The organism is Candidatus Pelagibacter sp. HIMB1587, assembly GCF_052047775.1.
GTDB lineage: Bacteria > Pseudomonadota > Alphaproteobacteria > Pelagibacterales > Pelagibacteraceae > Pelagibacter.
Genome location: NZ_JBNAJJ010000001.1, coordinates 60,021 through 76,215, shown reverse-complemented (window position 1 = coordinate 76,215; position 16,195 = coordinate 60,021). Strand labels below are relative to the sequence as shown.

The following is a 16,195-nucleotide window of genomic DNA, read 5'->3' as shown; positions in this document are numbered from 1 at the left end:
TTATAATTATGAAAAGATTAATCTATGAAGAACTAATCAGCGATTTAATAAAAAAATTAGATAATATAAAAAATAGATATTTGATAGCTTTGGCTGGACCGCCTGCTTCGGGAAAAACCACTGTTTCTGAAAAGATAACAAAAGATTTAAATATAAAAGGATATCCATCAAATATTCTTCAGATGGATGCGTTTCATTATGATAATGATATTTTAGAAAATAAAGGTTTACTATCCAAAAAAGGATCCTCTGAAACCTTTGATGTTATGGGTTTAAAAAATTTTTTAAACAGATTAAATGATGAAGATGAAGTTATTGTCCCAATTTTCGATCGTTCTTTAGAATTATCTAAATCGTCAGCGGTTATAATTTCAAAAAAAACAAGAGTTATAATAGTTGAAGGAAATTATCTTCTTCTGAATTCTGAACCTTGGAAAAAATTACATAATTATTTTCAATCTAAAATCATAATTGATTGTGAAGAAAAAATTAGAGAAGAAAGGCTTATTAAACGTTGGGAAAATTTTAATTTACCTAAAGAAGAAATTCATAAAAAAGTATATGAAAATGATCTTCCGAACGGATTAAATGTTTTGCAAAATAGTATTGAGGCAGACTACACTTTAATTAATTAAGCTTTTGGCGGTTCTTTAGCTCCAGTCATGAATGCAACAGCATCTGACATTTCATATTTTTTAGGATCAATAACACACAATCTAGTTCCTAGTCTGTGAATATGAATTCTATCAGCTACCTCAAAGACATGAGGCATATTGTGAGAAATTAATATAATAGGAATTTTTCTTGCTCTTACCTCACCTATTAACTCAAGAACCCTTCTGCTTTCTTTAACACCTAAGGCAGCTGTTGGCTCGTCCATAATTACCACTTTAGTTCCAAATGATGTTGCTCTAGCTACAGCTACACCTTGTCTTTGACCTCCTGATAAAGTTTCTACTAATTGATCTATATTCTGAATTGTTAACAATCCTAAATCTGAAAGACGTTTTCTAGCTTCATCAGCCATAGCTTTTTTATCCAAAAATCTTAAAAATTTTCCTAGAAAACCTTTTTTTCTAATCTCTCTCCCCAGAAACATATTATCAGTAATTGATAAAGCTGGAGATAGAGCTAAGTTTTGATAAACGGTTTCTATACCTAGTTTTCTTGCCTCAATAGGAGAAGTAAAAGTTACATTCTCTCCATCTAAAAGTATTTCGCCACTATCAGGTATTACTGCTCCACATAAAACTTTAATTAAAGTTGATTTACCAGCGCCATTGTCTCCAATAACTCCTAACACCTCTCCAGGATAAAGCTCCAGATCAGCACTATCCAAAGCAACAACTCTTCCATATTTTTTTGATAAATTTTTTGCAACAAGAACAGGTTTCATTAATTTGATACCTTCCTAATCCATTGATCTATACCAACAGCAATAATGATCAAGCAACCGAGCGCGAACCTTTGCCATAAAACATCTAATCCAGCAATTGATAAACCAGAACTAAATACACCTACAATTAATGCTCCAAATAGAGATCCAATAATAGTTCCTCTTCCACCAAAAAGTGAAGTTCCACCTATTACAACTGCTGTAATAGAATCTAGATTTCCTTCATAAAAACTTGTAGGTGAAACTGATCCGACTCTTCCTATTGAAACCCATGCTCCTATAGCAATAACCAATCCTGCAACAGCATAAATTGATACAAGCATTCTATCTGTTCTAATACCCGACAGCTCTGCAGCGTCTTTATCATCTCCAATTGCATAGACATGTCTTCCCCATGCAGTCTTGTTGAGCATAAACCATAAGAAAACAAATATAGCGATCATCAAGAAAGCACCGTAAGTAAATACGAAACCTCCAAGATTTATTCTTTCACCCCAAAAATGTAATAAAGGTGCATTCTCTTCAATTACTGAGCTTCTTATAGATTGAGAACCAGTAAAAAAAATAACTAATGCAAAAAATATATTCCAAGTTCCTAGAGTAACAATAAATGGAGGTAATTTTAATCTTGTTACTAACAAACCATTTATAGCACCCGTTACAACTCCTGAAATCATACCTATTGCAATTGCGGGTAAAGTGGGCATCCCAAAATCAATTGAAAGTTTTCCCATAACGACTGATGCGAGAACCATCATTGCAGCAACGCTTAAATCAATTCCAGCAGTTAAAATGATCAGTGTTTGTGCGGCAGCTAAAATTCCAACAATTGTTACCTGTTGAACAATCAAAGATAAATTGAATGCAGAAAAGAATTTTCCTCCAGCTATAAATCCAAACGCAATTACGCTTAAAATTAAAATAATTACTGGAACAATAGTTGGATTACCATGTAGAAAATGTTGAAGTTTTTTTAAAAACGTTTGCTCACCAATATCAAATGTATGGTGGTCTTGAGCCTTGTCACCTATATCTGATGTAAACTTTGGCTGATCTTTTAAATCTTTTGATATGTCATCAGATATTTTGCTCATGAATAAAAAATAAAATTAATAATTACAGAATTTAAAGTCAAGTTTATCAGGGCAGAAATATTCTGCCCTGATAAAATGAAAAGTTATTGGATTATCCCCAACATCTGTCCATTCCTTCTTTAACACTTATTGAAGGAACACCACTTGCAGCATCATCTGTAACTAAATTTACACCAGTATTAAAAAACTTTAATCCTGGAGAGTTCTCAGGTTTAGTTCCATTTTCTGCCCAAGCTTTAATAGCCTCAACACCTAAAGAAGCCATTAAAAGAGGATATTGTTGTGATGTAGCTCCAATTATACCTTTTTTAACATCAGCTACACCTGGACATCCACCATCAACAGAAGCAATTAATACACTTCCATCTGCTTTGCCCGCTGCTTTTAAAGCTTCATAAGCACCAACAGCTGCTGGTTCGTTAATTGTATAAACTACATTAATGTCTCTATCTTTCTGAAGACATTTTTCCATTGCTGTTCTTCCACCTTCTTCGTTACCATTTGTAACTTCATTACAAATGATTCTTGGATCATCTTCGTCTCCCCATCTTGAAACATCTTTAGTATCAATACCAAATCCGTTTAAGAAACCTTGGTCTCTTAAAACACCAACAGATGGTTGACTTTCATTAAGATCTAACATTGCAATTTTTGCATTAGCAGCATTTGCTCCTAATTTTGCAGCAACCCAAGCACCGCCTAGTCTACCAGCTTCAAAGTTATCAGTAGCAAAAGTAGAGTCTGCAGCTGTGATAGGTTCTAAAGGTGTATCAAGCGCAATAACTAATAGACCGTTATCTTGTGCGTTTTTTAAAACTGGAACTATTGCTTTAGTATCAGATGCAGCAATTAAAATTCCTTTTGCACCAGATGCTATACAAGTTTCAACAGCTCTTACTTGAGTTTCATGGTCACCATCAATTTTTCCAGCAAAAAATGATAATTTTACACCTAACTCATTAGCACGAGCCTCAGCACCTTCTTTCATTTTTACGAAAAATGGATTGATATCCGTCTTAGTAATCAAACAAGCTTCAATTGCAGCATTCGCTGAAGTAGTCACAAAAAATAGACCACTTAAAATCATTGAAGCGAGAGTTAACGTTAGTTTTTTCATATATATCTCCCTTTTATTTATTAAGAGTTAAATGTAATTGGAAATGATTAGCAACAAAAAAAAACGCTCACAACTAAAAGTTGAATAAATTGTCAAACAAATAATTTTTAAATTTAGTTAACACTGACAGGTTTGGAGCTTAACAATTCAACTGTTTTTAATTGTGCTTTTTTACAATATTTTGGTTTTTGATTTTTTAAAATTAAATCCATATCTTTAAGAACTATATTTCCCATGTCAAAAAAAGCCTCCTTTAATGCACCGGCTCTATGAGCTGAAAATAAAATATTTTTTACTTTTCTTATAGGATCATTTTTTCTTACAGGCTCTTCTGGAAATACATCAGTGGCTACATAAATATCTCCTTTTTTTAATCTAGTAACTAAATCTTTAAAATTAACAACTGCTGCTCTACTCATTAAAATAAATAGAGTATTTGGCTTCATTCTGTTTAACAATTTTTTATCAATTAAATTTTTATTTTCAGTTGTCACGGCTGCTAAAACATAAATTACCTCACATTTTGAAAACATATCTTTTAAATTGATCGGCTGAAATCCATATCTTTTGATCACATTTTTTGGAAGCCATGGATCATAAACAGAGATATCTTTTGTAAATGGTAAAAGTAGTGGATAAAGAGATTTTGCTAAATCACCAAACCCTAATAAACCAATTTTTTTACCTGACAACATTGATGCTTTAAGATTACTTTCTAGGCCATATTTCTCTTTACGTTTTAGAAAATCGAAATGCGCTTCATGAATATTTCTTAATAGGGATAATGTCATTCCTAATGCTATCTCAGCTACAGGTTTAGAAAAAACAGGAGAAGTAGCTATCACATGAATACCTCTTTTATGACAATATTTATAATCAACATTGTTCATAAAATTACTTTCAACATTTATAATTGCTTTTAATTTAATTGCTTTTGATAAAAGTTTTTTATCTAGATCGGGTTGACCCATTATAAATGAAGCTTTGTGAATATTGCTTTCATAAAATTTTTTTTTGTTTTTGCTTGGGGCTACAATAAGTGTGTATTTAGTTTTAAGTTCTTTTAGTTTTTTTTTTGTGAAAATTAGATCTAAAGTTCTTGGGAAAGGATCTGAAATTACAATTAATTTTTTCATAAATTAAAAAATTAATTCATAATTTTTTTTATTTCCTCTAACGTAAATGGTTTAGGTTTTTTGCAAGTAGTCTTTATTTCTTGCGGGATACCTGTTTGAGATGCTCTCATAGTTGAGTCTATGATATCTAAAACATGCAAAGAAAGCTCACCATTACATCTATGTTCTAAATTGTGCTCAATTGCATAAGCCATCTCCGATAGACCAGCTCCTCTATAATTTGCATTTGTTGGAGATTCATTTGCTCTTGAGCTTTGACTTTTAATGTTAATTTTTCCTAAAGGCATCATATCTGTTTTGTGCTCACCCCAATTACCACCAGCAGTCACTGAGACAAAAGCTGATCCACCAAACATATTTGGATCAGGAACAATAATTGATCCTTTGTTACCATATAGCTCTATGTGGTTTCTTTGATGAGCGACTACATCAAATGATAAAGTTATCTGTATAATGCAATCATTTTCAAATTGTATAGTTGCAAGATAAGTTGTTGGAGTTTCTACTTTAAATTTTTGACCTTTTTTTGGACCTATCCCAATTTCTCTTTCTTCAAAAACTTTTGTACATCTTCCTTGTACTTGTTTTGCTGGACCAATTAAATTTACTAATGCCGTAAGATAATATGGACCCATATCTATTACGGGACCCCCTTCATTTTCAGCAAACCAAGGTTCTGGGTTTGGATGATAAGATTGCACTCCAGGGAAAGCAAAAATAGCATTACCTAATTTAATGTCACCAATTACACCGTTATCAATGAGTTCACGAGTTTTCTGAATGCCCCCACCCAAAAAAGTATCTGGTGCATTTCCAATATAAAGATTTTTCTCTTTAGCAAGTTCAACTAATTTTTTTCCATCTTCAAAGTTAACAGCCATAGGTTTTTCAGCATAAGAATGCTTACCATTTTCTAAAGCCATTTTTGAAACTTCAAAATGTGCGCCAGGAATTGTAAGGTTTAATATTATTTCAATCTCTTTATCTTTAAGAAGTTCTTCAACAGTTACAGCTTCAATATTGTAATGAATTGCACACTTCTTCGCTGTTTCCATATTGATATCAGCGCATTTAACAATTCTGATATTATTGAAATACTCCTGAGCTCTAAAATAAGTTTCTGAAATATGACCACATCCTATAAGGCCGACTTTAAATACTTTGTTCATTAAGGATTAAATACCTTGTCTTTGTTTGCTTCTTCCTTCTTTATAAAGTTTTAAAGCTTCTTCATTTTCTTTAGTAGTTGGAATTTCTAAAGTTGGGCTATCCCAAAAAGATGATCCTTCTACCCATTTATAAGCATGAGTTTTAATTGAAATAACATAAGTTACATCAGATGCTTTAGCTCTTTTAAACGCAGCTTCAAGATCTGAAATTGAAGTAACGTGTTCTGATTTTGCACCCATACTTTCTGCATGTTTTGCAAAATCTACATCAACTAAGCCAGGTGTGTTTGAGCTCTTCAATAAGTTATTGTACTCTTTTCCACCTTTGAATAATTGAAGTCGGTTTATAACTGCAAAGCCTCCATTATCACAAACAACTATGATCAATTTATTTTTTGTAATTACTGACGAATAAATATCAGTGTTATTTAATAGATAAGAACCATCGCCAACAAATGAGATCACCTCTTTATCTGGATTAGCCATCTTAATTCCTAATGCTCCAGATATTTCATAACTCATACAACTAAAACCCCACTCTGTTTCATGGGTATTAAGTTCTCTTGGTCTCCATACTTGGATTACTTCACCTACCAAACCTCCTGCAGCTGTAACTGCAATATCAGTTGGATCAGAATTTCTATAAATAGCACCAATTACCTGAACATAACTTGGAACTTCCTGATTAGTTGGAGCGCTCTCTTTATCTATATGTTCATTCCATGACTTAAGTTCTGTTTGAGATTTCTTATTCCAATCTTCTCCTGCTTTCCAATCACCTAAGGCTTGAGAAAGTTCAGTTAATGAAACTTTTGCATCTCCAACAACAGCTTGAGCTAAATGTTTATTAGCATCAAATCTTGATACATTGATTGAAACTAGTTTGAAATTCTCATTTTCAAAGTTTGCCCATGATCCTGTTGTAAAATCAGCAAGTTTTGTACCTACAGCAATAGCAAGATCAGTTTGTTTTGCTAATGTGTTTGTATTTTTTCCACCAAGTCCTCCAATTTGACCTGCAAAATGAGAATGATCTCTCTTCATTGTTGAATAACCCATTACAGTTTGTGTAACTGGAATATTGTGTTTGATTGCAAACTGACTTAACTCTTCCATTGCATCTGAATAAAAAACTCCCCCTCCAGATATAATGATGGGATTTTTTGAAGATTTAATTTTTTCAGCTGCCTCTTTAATTTGAAATTCATCTGGTCTAGGTCGTCTAATTGTGTGAACTTTTTCTTGGAAAAATTCTTCTGGATAATCAAAAGTTTGACCTTGGATATCTTGGCTTAAAGCAATACAAGCAGGGCCACAGTCAGCAGGATCTAACATTGTTTGAACTGCTATTGGAAATGATTGAATTATTTGTTCAGGTCTAGTGATACGATCAAAATATCTTGTAACTGGTTTGAAAGCATCGTTTGCAGTTACACTTGGATTGTTAAAATGTTCAACTTGTTGCAATACTGGATCTGGCATTCTATTTGCATAAGTATCACCTGGTAAAAATAAAATTGGCAATCTGTTACTCATCGCTACTGCTGCTGCAGTAACCATATTGGTTGCTCCTGGGCCAACAGATGAAGTAGCAACAAAAATTTGTTGTCTTCTTTTTGCTCTGGCATAACCTATTCCAGTTAAAGCCATATTCTGCTCATGATGGCCTCTATAAGTTGGTAATTCTTTTTGATTTTCTTCAAGTGCCTGACCTAAACACGCTACGTTTCCATGTCCAAAAATTCCAAAGACACCAGGAAAGAGTGGTTCTTTTTTGCCATTAATTAATATTTTTTGAGCAATTAAATATTTAACGATTGCATGTGCACAAGTAAGAGTGATTTTTTTCATAATTGGGTTTATTTTTTTTATGTATAATGTTTATATATATTTATATTTATAAATTAAAAAACCCAACTTAGTAAACCTTAAAAAAATAAAAATTATGTATAGCAAATTTGGACAATTCATTGATGGAAAATGGCAAGAAGCAGAAAAAAAAGAGACATATGATGTAATCAACCCTGCAACTGAGGAAGTGATTGGAAAAGCATCAAAAGCATCTTCAGCGGATGTACAAAAAGCATTAAAGTCAGCTGAGAAAGGTCTTAAAGTTTGGAGTAACACTACTCCATGGCAAAGATCATATGTAATTAGAAAAATTGCAGATTTAATGAGAGAGAAAAAAGATGTTCTTGCTAAATGGTTAACTCTTGAGGTTGGTAAACCTCTTGCTGAAGGAGTTGGAGAAGTTGGTGGAGGAGCAGATATATTTGAATGGAATGCTGAAGAAACAAAAAGAATTTACGGTCAAACAGTACAAAGTAGATTTCCTGATACAAGAGTTCATGTTTATTATCAGCCAGTAGGTGTTGTGGCTGCTTTAATACCATGGAACTTTCCAATTATTTTGGCTGCAAGAAAAATTTCAACAGCATTAGCAGCAGGTTGCTCTGTAATTTGTAAACCAGATGTAATTACACCTGGTGCAGTTATGGAATTAGTTAATATTTGTAAAGAAGCGGGAGTTCCTGATGGTGTGGTTAATTTATTATCTGGTGATCCTGCAGAAATTTCTAATGAATTATTAGAATCTGATATTATTAAAAAAGTATCAATTACTGGTTCAACAAGAGTTGGAAAATTAATATTAAAGAAAGCTGCAGATAAAGTTCAAAGAGTAACAATGGAACTTAGTGGTCATTCACCGTTCATAGTTTGTGATGATGTTGATATGAATAAAGTTGCAGATATTGCTATAACTGCAAAATTCAGAAACAATGGACAAGTTTGTATCTCTCCAAACAGATTTTATATCCAAGAAAATAAAAAAGATGAATTTCTTGGAGCTTTTATGGATAGAGCTAAGAAATTAAAAATTGGAAATGGTATGGATGAAGGAACTATCTTAGGTCCTTTAACAACTGCAAAAAGATTAGAGGAAATTGAAAAACTAGTTGAGACAACAAAAAATGAGGGAGCCGATGTTTTAATGGGAGGAAAAAGACCTTCGGGTTTTAACAAAGGTTATTTTTATGAGCCAACTGTTTTTGATAATGTAAAAGACGATTTTACGATTATGAGAGAAGAGCCATTTGGTCCTCTCGTACCCGTTCTTACGTTTAAAACATTTGATGAAGTTATTGAAAGAGCAAACAATAATGACCTTGGTTTATGCAGTTATTTGTATACAAATAACATGGATCAAGCCAACAGAGGTTCTGAAATGTTAGAGTCTGGTTGCGTTGCTGTTAATACTGGTGCAGTTGCTGTAGCAGAAGCTCCTTTTGGTGGTATTAAACAAACTGGTTATGGGCGTGAAGGAGGATCAATGGCTATCAAAGATTATCTAAACGTTAAATACACTCACATGGCATTAAAGGTATAATAATGAGAAAAAATAAAATTAAACAAATGATGAAAGACGGTAAACCCGTCATTAATGGTTGGTGCGCAATTCCAAGTACTGCATCTGCAGAAGCAATGGCACATCAAGGCTGGGATTCATTAACTATAGATATGCAGCATGGTTTAGTTGATTACAGTAATGCACTTCCAATGCTTCAAACAATTTCGACAACGGATGTCACTCCACTTGCTAGAGTTAATTGGAATGAGCCAGGACAAATAATGAAAATTTTAGATGCTGGTTGTTATGGAATTGTTTGTCCAATGGTAAGCAATAGAAAAGAAGCTGAAAATTTTGTTCAAGCATGTATGTACCCACCTGATGGTTACAGAAGCTTTGGTCCTGTTAGAGGATTAATTTATGGTGGTGCAGATTATGCAGATCACGCTAATGAAGAAATTCTTAAATTAGCAATGATAGAAACTAAAGAGTCTTTAAAAAATTTAGATGAGATAATGTCTACACCAGGTGTTGATGGTATTTATATTGGGCCTGCAGACTTAAGTTTAGCAATTGGAGAAAAGCCTGGCTTTGATCGAGCTGAAACTACAAAAGCTTATTCTGAAATTTTGAGAATTCTAGAACATGCGAAGAAAAATAATATTTTTGCTGGAATTCACAATGGTACAACAGACTACGCAATGAAGATGATTGAAAAAGGTTTTGATTTTGTAACGATAGCATCTGATTTAAGAGCTTTAAGTGCTGGTGCAAAAGCAACTGTTGATAAGATGAAAGGTTCTTTGTCTAAAAAAGACGACGACGCTACTTATTAATCAAGTTGATTTAAAAATTCTTCAAACTGATTTTTATCTAAATTAGAAGATTGTTTTTTACCTGGAAACTTTCCAGCCATAGAATCTTTTTTAAATGCTTTAAGAGCTTTGACTCTTTCAGTTTTAATTTCATTTCTAAGTTTTAATAAGTTTCCATAAGCTTTAGAATGTCTTGGTGGATTTTCGGTATCACCACAAATATCTTCCATAAATAAATACATCACATCTGCGTTTCTTCCTGATCCTAAAGAGACAGTTACAATATCTGTTCGTTTAGAAATTTCTCCCATTACGTTTTCAGGTATCACTTCACACTCAGCAGAAAAAGCTCCTGCATCTTCTAATCTTTTAAATTTTTGAAATAACTCATAAGCTTCATTTGCTGTTTTACCAACTGCTCGAAGTCCACCTATCCAAGTTGATTTTCTTGGAACTAATCCTAAGTGACCCATCACAGGTACATCTTCCTTTGCTAACATTTCTACTATGTCCATACTTCGTGGTGTCATCACGGCATCTGCACCATTTTCTAAAGCTTTAAATGCTGCACGCATAATGTCATCCGCTGTAACATATTCATTCAAAACTAAAGCTGCGGTTAAAAAAAGATTTTTTGACCCTTCCCTAACTGGAATAACATTTTTAGCATTAGCAATAATCATGTCAAAACCAGCTTTTTCTGCAGCTGATGCTTCATCAACAGTATTTACAGTAACTTGAGTAAATTTTCTTTTACCTTTGGCTGCTTTTAAATCACCTACTGTGGTTGATCTATTGGCTGGTTTTGCAGCCCATGTATATACATTCTTCATTATTTAACATCTTTATAGAGAATATCTCTTCTATCTATAAATCCTTCGAATGTTTTAATAGTAATAACTGATGGTAAAATAAAAATTGATCTTTTATCTTTTTCGTTTCTGATAATTCTAAAGTATCCTTTCTTTATAGCCGTATCAATATAGACATTCGATGTTAAATAAGATTTCTCTATAACTCTTAACAGTTCATTTTTAGTAATGGATTTATTTTTATAATAAGCAAGCATTACCATGTGCAGCATAATCCAGTGTTGAGGTGTTAAAGAAAACCAATTTAATAACTCATTTGCTAACCTTCCCTCAAAATCTCCAAGTGAAATTTCAGCTAATTTAATTCTTTTTTGTGTAAGTTTTGGAATTTTTTTATCTTCTTCAAAATGTTTTGGATACTTAAACTGTCTTTTCATTTAAATAAACTTAAACTTATTAAGTTTTCTATTCAATACTATTTTTACTTAGTAGTTCTTTATAAATATTATTCACTCTATGCACTTCTGAAGCTGTATTAAAATATCCTTCATATTCTATTTCATCTGGTGTTACATCAAAATGGTAATGACCAGCATCTTTATCATGTTCATAAGAATGAAAATGTGTATGTTCACCAGACTCTCTTAAATTTAATTCTCCTCCTGTAGGATCTCCAGTCCAAAGTACTGTATAACACTGCAATTTTGGACCAACAGGTTCATAAAATTGAAGAAAATCTTTTACACACTTCATTTGTTTTGGATCATAGTATTCATGTTTAATATCTTTATAATCTGGTTGAACATGCGATCTTACTTTTCCTTCTAAAATTCTAAACACACCTGCGATAGCAACATGTTCATTTTCTTTAAGATTTAAATTATTTGATAATGAAGACCTCATTGCTTGTGGAAGCGAACCTTGATCACCTGATCTTCCTTTGATTTTTATTTTAATTACTTTTCCTTGTTTACCATCGGTATAATAAATATTTCCAAGTCCACCGTGTTTTCTTGCACTATATTTTTCAACAATACATTTTTTATTAGGACTTACTCTTGCAATTATAGATCTAGACTCGTCAGTAATTAAATTTTCATTAATTACTAATTCTCCACAGTGACCATCCAAACACGACATTGCACCAGATCCAGCACCTAAAGCATAGGATTTTTCTGATCCAATCATTTTAGAAATTTCTTGGTAATCAAATTCAGCACCGATAAAATTAGGATCATGCATGTATGGTTCACCACCAACATCAATGATTTTTTGGTTACCGCTTATTCCTTCAGATGGACAATCCCATTCACGAAGATTGGGACAATCTACAACTTCTACTCCAACATTTTTATAATTTTCTGAAAGTCCTTTTTTTAATGCACTCGCTATATCTTCAAGTGAATGATTTGTGAAAGTTCCTTTTTCTATTTTTAATTGCATGATGTTAATAAGCTATAATTTATTTTGCATATTGTCTATAGATAATATATATAATTTCTATACATAAATAATTTAAAAAAGGTAACGATGATAAATAAAGATTTGAAAGTAGCCGTATTAGGTGCAGGTGCTATGGGCTGCCTATTTGGAGGATTGATAGCTGAAAAAGGTTTAAATGTAACTTTAATTGACGTTTGGAAAGAGCACGTAGATGCAATTAATAAAGATGGTTTGAAAATGGATGGTCACGGTGGTGATCGTATAATTAAAGTTAATGCTACTTCAGATCCGTCATCGTTAGATAAAATGGATGCGGTGATTGTTATGTGTAAAGCAACTGCATTAGAACCAGCACTAAATAGCATTAAAAATATTATTGGTGAAAAAACAGTTTTCATGTCTTTTCAAAATGGAATTGGTCATGAAGCAATAATTCAAAGTATCGTTGGAAATGAAAAAGTAATCGGTGGAACAACAACACAAGCTTCAAATATTTTAGGACCAGGTCATATAATGAACCATGGCGCATTGCCTTCATGGATTGGTGAATATGAAGGAGGGATAACAGAAAGAATTACAGAAATAGCTGATACTTTTACTGCACATAATTTAGAAATGATTGCAGCTGAAGATGTTAAAAAAAGAAAATGGATGAAGCTTTTTGCTCTAACAGCAATTGGTCCTCTTTCAGCTATATTTGATCTACATCACACCGATCTTTACATAAATAATAAGGCTAATGATGTTTCAAGAGGGCTTGGTAAAGAAATCATTTTAGAGACAAGAGAAGTAGCACTTGCTGATGGAGTTAATGTTTCTGAAGATGAGTGTCTATTTATGTTCAATAAAATTGTAGATTCTATGCAAACTAACAAATCTTCAATGGCTTTTGATGTTCAATACAAAAGAAAAACAGAAATTGATTTTATAAGTGGTGCTGTTTCTAAAATTGGAAAAAAACATGGAGTAAAAACACCTTTAAATGACCTGATGTATAAAATGATCAAAGTTAAAGAAGGTATGTATAGTTAATGCTTAAAATTAATCGATTAAAAAAAATTAAAAGTAATTTTCCTGTACTAGTTGGAGATAAAGTCGTTGAGAAAAATATGTGCAATTTATTAATTGATGAAATTAGTAAATCTAAAGCTTTTGACGACATGATAATGGGTGGTCGAAGCAGAATTAACAAAGGCTCAAAAAATTTTAATAACTATATTAAATCTTCAAATAATTCTGCAAAACTCTTCAAACTTTTTAATAGCAAAGCATTTTATAAAAAAATTGAAACTCTTTTTTCTAAAAATTTTAAAGATGGATCTTGGACAAATACTCACAAACCAAAAATATTTAATCAAAAGAAATTTACTATTAAAAAGAAATTAAATTCGAGCGAGTTAAAAAAACTATTAGGAAACAATTACACTAACCCAAAAGTTAATTTAGATATTGATTTTTCGGTCTCTAAAGGAGGATACAGATTACGTCCTCATAGAGATGATATTACGAGATTGTATAATTTCTTAATTTATCTAACAGATATTCCAAAAAAAAATGGAGGATCACTTACAATTTATAGAAAAAAATCAAAGAAAAATTTAAGAAAAAGTTTCAGACGATTTCCAAAAATGAGTGAATTAGAAATAGTAAAAGCATTTACTCCAAAGAAAGGAACTGTGGTATTTTTTCAATCAACACCAAATTCTTATCATGGAGTTAAGCGTTTTATAGAAAAAAACTGTCCAAAAAGATTTTTTATTTATGGAAGTTATGCGCTCAATAAACCGGTTATTTGGAATTTTAAAGGAACAGCTTACTATCCACACATCATCAATACTAAGAAAAAAATGTTAACTTCTTTTCATGATGCAAATTATTTAACAACTGCTCCTAAGAATTGATATTGTTAATAAACTCTACTAGGTTCTAGTAATGGCAAATAATCTACAAAAGAAATTATTCGAACAAGGATATTTGAGAGTAAAAAATGTTCTTAACTATCAAAGAGATTTAAAGCCAATCCTTAATGACATGGAATTTGTAATGGATTGCTTAATCCAAAAATTTGCGAAAAAAAAGGATGTAAAAAAAGTTCTTAATTTAGATTTTAAAAAAAAATATTCTTATATATCAAAATTAAAAATTGATGATTTAGATCAATATTTTAATACTAGATTGCCAAGAGATCATGTCAAGAAAGATAGCGATTATTTTGCTACTCAGTCTTTATGGAATTTAATCACAAATAAAAATATTTTAGATGTTGTTGAAAAAATTTTAGGAAAAGAAATTATGTCTAATCCAGTACAAAATACTAGAATTAAACAACCTGAAAAAAAATTACCAAAAGGGTCAATTTTAGATGGTTTAAGTGGAAGAACACCTTGGCATCAGGATGCTGCTGTTCTTAATACTAAAGGACAAAAATTAACGGACATGGTTACTGTATGGATACCTTTTACAAAAACTACAAAAAAAAATGGGTGCATGATTACTGTTAAGAAAATTAATAAAATGGGATTATTAAATCATATTGCTGGTTATAGGGGCCAAGTAGAAATTAAAGACAGCAAATTACTAGATAAAATGGAACATATTCACTTAGAGGCAAATGTTGGGGATGTAATTCTTTTACACAAACATTCAATTCATTGTTCTCTGCCTAACAGATCAAATGATTTTAGAATAAGTGCAGACCTTAGATATAACGTTGCCGGCCAACCTTCTGGAAGAGATCCACTTCCAAATTTCTATGTAAGAAGTAAAAACAAAAAAAATCTCAAAATTCAGAATTTTAAACAATGGTTAGCTCTTTGGGAAAAAGCAAAAGAAAAATGCATTCCACGTAAATATGCCTTTAAATATCCTTTGCCAACGTTTAAGAATAGTAAAAGAGATCTTTCAAAATTATTATAAAAAATTAATAAATGAACTCAGTAACTACCCGTGTCTACTCGGTAGACTTTTTTTTAGCAATTCTTGGCTATTCTTTATTTGTTATTATGGATTCTATAGCAAAAGAATTGACAAATTATTATCATGTAACACAAATAATATTTATTAATTCTTTATCTGCATTACTGCCAATTTTACTTTACACACAAGTTAGAAATTCCTGGAAAAAAATTAAGACTAAAAACTTTTTTGTACATTTAGTTAGAGCAATAACTTTAATAATTTCAATGGGATTATTTTTTCTTTGTATAAATAAACTTCCACTGACAACTATGTATAGCATCATCTTCTTTACACCCTTTGTATTAACAATTGGATCTGTAATTTTTTTAAAAGAAAAAGTAAGTTGGAGAAGGTATACGGCAATATTAGTTGGTTTTATTGGAACGATAATTGCAATTAATCCTTTTGGAAAAGAAATAAATAATTATGTGTTATTAGCATTGTTGATACCAATTTTTGGGTCTGTAGGTCATTTATTGGTTAAAAAATATGGTCAATCAGAGAGTGTGTATTCTTTTTTAATAATTGGGAAGTTAATTTTAATTGTAATTTCTGGTGTGATTACATTTGAGATTTATATTCCAATGACTAAAACAGATTTTTTTTTAAATTTTAATGCAGGTTTATTAAGAGGAATGGGAATGATTTTTATTATAAACTCGGCTCGTCATCTTCCTGCTTCAATATTTGCAAATACACAATATGTTCAATTATTAATTGGTGCATTGGTCGGTTTTTATATTTTTAATGAAATCCCTACTTGGAATATTTATTTAGGAAATGTTTTTATAATTGGTGCTGGAATTTATATTGTTTTAAGAGAGATAAAACTTTCTAGAAATATTGTTTCAAATTCAATAAGACCAACAACAATTTCAATAAAAAAGTAAGTTATTCAATTTAAGT

16 protein-coding genes are annotated in these 16,195 nt (G+C 31.5%); 7 read left to right on the top strand and 9 right to left on the bottom strand.

The window, feature by feature from the left end; genetic code table 11:
* Positions 1 to 8: 8 nt before the first annotated feature.
* The gene (locus ACTTBE_RS00415) at positions 9 to 635 is read left to right on the top strand and encodes an AAA family ATPase (protein ID WP_440676716.1); all 627 of its coding nucleotides are present in this window, start codon (positions 9 to 11) and stop codon (positions 633 to 635) included.
* Here ACTTBE_RS00415 and ACTTBE_RS00410 read toward each other — a convergent pair.
* From ACTTBE_RS00410 to iolD, 6 genes are all read right to left on the bottom strand, one after another.
* Positions 632 to 1,396 carry an ATP-binding cassette domain-containing protein gene (locus tag ACTTBE_RS00410; RefSeq protein WP_440614570.1) on the bottom strand — a complete coding sequence of 255 codons (765 nt, stop codon included), beginning with the start codon at positions 1,394 to 1,396 and terminating at the stop codon, positions 632 to 634. The genes ACTTBE_RS00415 and ACTTBE_RS00410 overlap by 4 nt on opposite strands.
* Entirely contained in the window at positions 1,396 to 2,490 is a 1,095-nt protein-coding gene (locus ACTTBE_RS00405; RefSeq protein ID WP_440614571.1) for an ABC transporter permease, read from the bottom strand. Before ACTTBE_RS00405 ends, ACTTBE_RS00410 begins: the two co-directional genes overlap by 1 nt.
* 91 nt (positions 2,491 to 2,581) lie before the next feature.
* On the bottom strand, positions 2,582 to 3,607 hold the full coding sequence (locus ACTTBE_RS00400; RefSeq protein ID WP_440614572.1) for a sugar ABC transporter substrate-binding protein: 1,026 nt from the start codon (positions 3,605 to 3,607) through the stop codon (positions 2,582 to 2,584).
* Between the two features lie 113 nt (positions 3,608 to 3,720).
* Positions 3,721 to 4,743, bottom strand: a complete 1,023-nt coding sequence (locus ACTTBE_RS00395; protein WP_440676715.1) for an NAD(P)-dependent oxidoreductase — start codon at positions 4,741 to 4,743, stop codon at positions 3,721 to 3,723.
* A gap of 11 nt (positions 4,744 to 4,754) precedes the next feature.
* On the bottom strand, positions 4,755 to 5,912 hold the full coding sequence (locus ACTTBE_RS00390) for a Gfo/Idh/MocA family protein (protein ID WP_440676714.1): 1,158 nt from the start codon (positions 5,910 to 5,912) through the stop codon (positions 4,755 to 4,757).
* A gap of 6 nt (positions 5,913 to 5,918) precedes the next feature.
* A complete protein-coding gene (gene iolD / locus ACTTBE_RS00385; RefSeq protein WP_440676713.1) occupies positions 5,919 to 7,763 on the bottom strand; it encodes a 3D-(3,5/4)-trihydroxycyclohexane-1,2-dione acylhydrolase (decyclizing) in 1,845 nt (614 codons plus the stop codon).
* Between the two features lie 94 nt (positions 7,764 to 7,857).
* On the opposite strand from iolD, the gene ACTTBE_RS00380 reads away from it, so the two are divergent.
* Complete coding sequence (locus ACTTBE_RS00380) at positions 7,858 to 9,300, top strand: NAD-dependent succinate-semialdehyde dehydrogenase (protein ID WP_440676712.1); 1,443 nt, start codon at positions 7,858 to 7,860, stop codon at positions 9,298 to 9,300.
* Positions 9,301 to 9,302: 2 nt separating this feature from the next.
* Positions 9,303 to 10,097, top strand: coding sequence for an HpcH/HpaI aldolase family protein (locus ACTTBE_RS00375; RefSeq protein WP_440676711.1), 795 nt, complete (start codon positions 9,303 to 9,305; stop codon positions 10,095 to 10,097).
* Here the strand turns inward: ACTTBE_RS00375 and ACTTBE_RS00370 are convergent.
* The 3 genes from ACTTBE_RS00370 to ACTTBE_RS00360 are packed head-to-tail and all read right to left on the bottom strand — an operon-like array spanning position 10,094 to position 12,331.
* A complete protein-coding gene (locus tag ACTTBE_RS00370) occupies positions 10,094 to 10,909 on the bottom strand; it encodes a 3-methyl-2-oxobutanoate hydroxymethyltransferase (RefSeq protein WP_440676710.1) in 816 nt (271 codons plus the stop codon). The two genes, ACTTBE_RS00375 and ACTTBE_RS00370, sit on opposite strands and share 4 nt — an antisense overlap.
* Entirely contained in the window at positions 10,909 to 11,325 is a 417-nt protein-coding gene (locus ACTTBE_RS00365; protein ID WP_440676709.1) for a hypothetical protein, read from the bottom strand. The genes ACTTBE_RS00370 and ACTTBE_RS00365 overlap by 1 nt, the downstream gene beginning before the upstream one ends.
* 28 nt (positions 11,326 to 11,353) lie before the next feature.
* Complete coding sequence (locus tag ACTTBE_RS00360) at positions 11,354 to 12,331, bottom strand: DUF1907 domain-containing protein (RefSeq protein ID WP_440676708.1); 978 nt, start codon at positions 12,329 to 12,331, stop codon at positions 11,354 to 11,356.
* Between the two features lie 87 nt (positions 12,332 to 12,418).
* On the opposite strand from ACTTBE_RS00360, the gene ACTTBE_RS00355 reads away from it, so the two are divergent.
* Genes ACTTBE_RS00355 through ACTTBE_RS00340 form a run of 4 tightly spaced genes read left to right on the top strand, consistent with a single transcriptional unit; the run spans position 12,419 to position 16,179 of the window.
* Complete coding sequence (locus ACTTBE_RS00355) at positions 12,419 to 13,363, top strand: ketopantoate reductase family protein (RefSeq protein WP_440676707.1); 945 nt, start codon at positions 12,419 to 12,421, stop codon at positions 13,361 to 13,363.
* The gene (locus tag ACTTBE_RS00350; RefSeq protein WP_440676706.1) at positions 13,363 to 14,232 is read left to right on the top strand and encodes a 2OG-Fe(II) oxygenase; all 870 of its coding nucleotides are present in this window, start codon (positions 13,363 to 13,365) and stop codon (positions 14,230 to 14,232) included. Before ACTTBE_RS00355 ends, ACTTBE_RS00350 begins: the two co-directional genes overlap by 1 nt.
* A gap of 31 nt (positions 14,233 to 14,263) precedes the next feature.
* Complete coding sequence (locus ACTTBE_RS00345) at positions 14,264 to 15,247, top strand: phytanoyl-CoA dioxygenase family protein (RefSeq protein WP_440676705.1); 984 nt, start codon at positions 14,264 to 14,266, stop codon at positions 15,245 to 15,247.
* Positions 15,248 to 15,258: 11 nt separating this feature from the next.
* Entirely contained in the window at positions 15,259 to 16,179 is a 921-nt protein-coding gene (locus tag ACTTBE_RS00340; RefSeq protein ID WP_440676704.1) for a DMT family transporter, read from the top strand.
* Positions 16,180 to 16,195: the final 16 nt, after the last annotated feature.

Excerpts from the sequence above, each read along its gene's own strand:
- ACTTBE_RS00415 (WP_440676716.1), top strand. The coding sequence starts at position 9 with ATGAAAAGATTAATCTATGAAGAACTAATCAGCGATTTAATAAAAAAA.
- ACTTBE_RS00410 (WP_440614570.1), bottom strand. The coding sequence starts at position 1,396 with ATGAAACCTGTTCTTGTTGCAAAAAATTTATCAAAAAAATATGGAAGA.
- ACTTBE_RS00405 (WP_440614571.1), bottom strand. The coding sequence starts at position 2,490 with ATGAGCAAAATATCTGATGACATATCAAAAGATTTAAAAGATCAGCCA.
- ACTTBE_RS00400 (WP_440614572.1), bottom strand. The coding sequence starts at position 3,607 with ATGAAAAAACTAACGTTAACTCTCGCTTCAATGATTTTAAGTGGTCTA.
- ACTTBE_RS00395 (WP_440676715.1), bottom strand. The coding sequence starts at position 4,743 with ATGAAAAAATTAATTGTAATTTCAGATCCTTTCCCAAGAACTTTAGAT.
- ACTTBE_RS00390 (WP_440676714.1), bottom strand. The coding sequence starts at position 5,912 with ATGAACAAAGTATTTAAAGTCGGCCTTATAGGATGTGGTCATATTTCA.
- iolD (WP_440676713.1), bottom strand. The coding sequence starts at position 7,763 with ATGAAAAAAATCACTCTTACTTGTGCACATGCAATCGTTAAATATTTA.
- ACTTBE_RS00380 (WP_440676712.1), top strand. The coding sequence starts at position 7,858 with ATGTATAGCAAATTTGGACAATTCATTGATGGAAAATGGCAAGAAGCA.
- ACTTBE_RS00375 (WP_440676711.1), top strand. The coding sequence starts at position 9,303 with ATGAGAAAAAATAAAATTAAACAAATGATGAAAGACGGTAAACCCGTC.
- ACTTBE_RS00370 (WP_440676710.1), bottom strand. The coding sequence starts at position 10,909 with ATGAAGAATGTATATACATGGGCTGCAAAACCAGCCAATAGATCAACC.
- ACTTBE_RS00365 (WP_440676709.1), bottom strand. The coding sequence starts at position 11,325 with ATGAAAAGACAGTTTAAGTATCCAAAACATTTTGAAGAAGATAAAAAA.
- ACTTBE_RS00360 (WP_440676708.1), bottom strand. The coding sequence starts at position 12,331 with ATGCAATTAAAAATAGAAAAAGGAACTTTCACAAATCATTCACTTGAA.
- ACTTBE_RS00355 (WP_440676707.1), top strand. The coding sequence starts at position 12,419 with ATGATAAATAAAGATTTGAAAGTAGCCGTATTAGGTGCAGGTGCTATG.
- ACTTBE_RS00350 (WP_440676706.1), top strand. The coding sequence starts at position 13,363 with ATGCTTAAAATTAATCGATTAAAAAAAATTAAAAGTAATTTTCCTGTA.
- ACTTBE_RS00345 (WP_440676705.1), top strand. The coding sequence starts at position 14,264 with ATGGCAAATAATCTACAAAAGAAATTATTCGAACAAGGATATTTGAGA.
- ACTTBE_RS00340 (WP_440676704.1), top strand. The coding sequence starts at position 15,259 with ATGAACTCAGTAACTACCCGTGTCTACTCGGTAGACTTTTTTTTAGCA.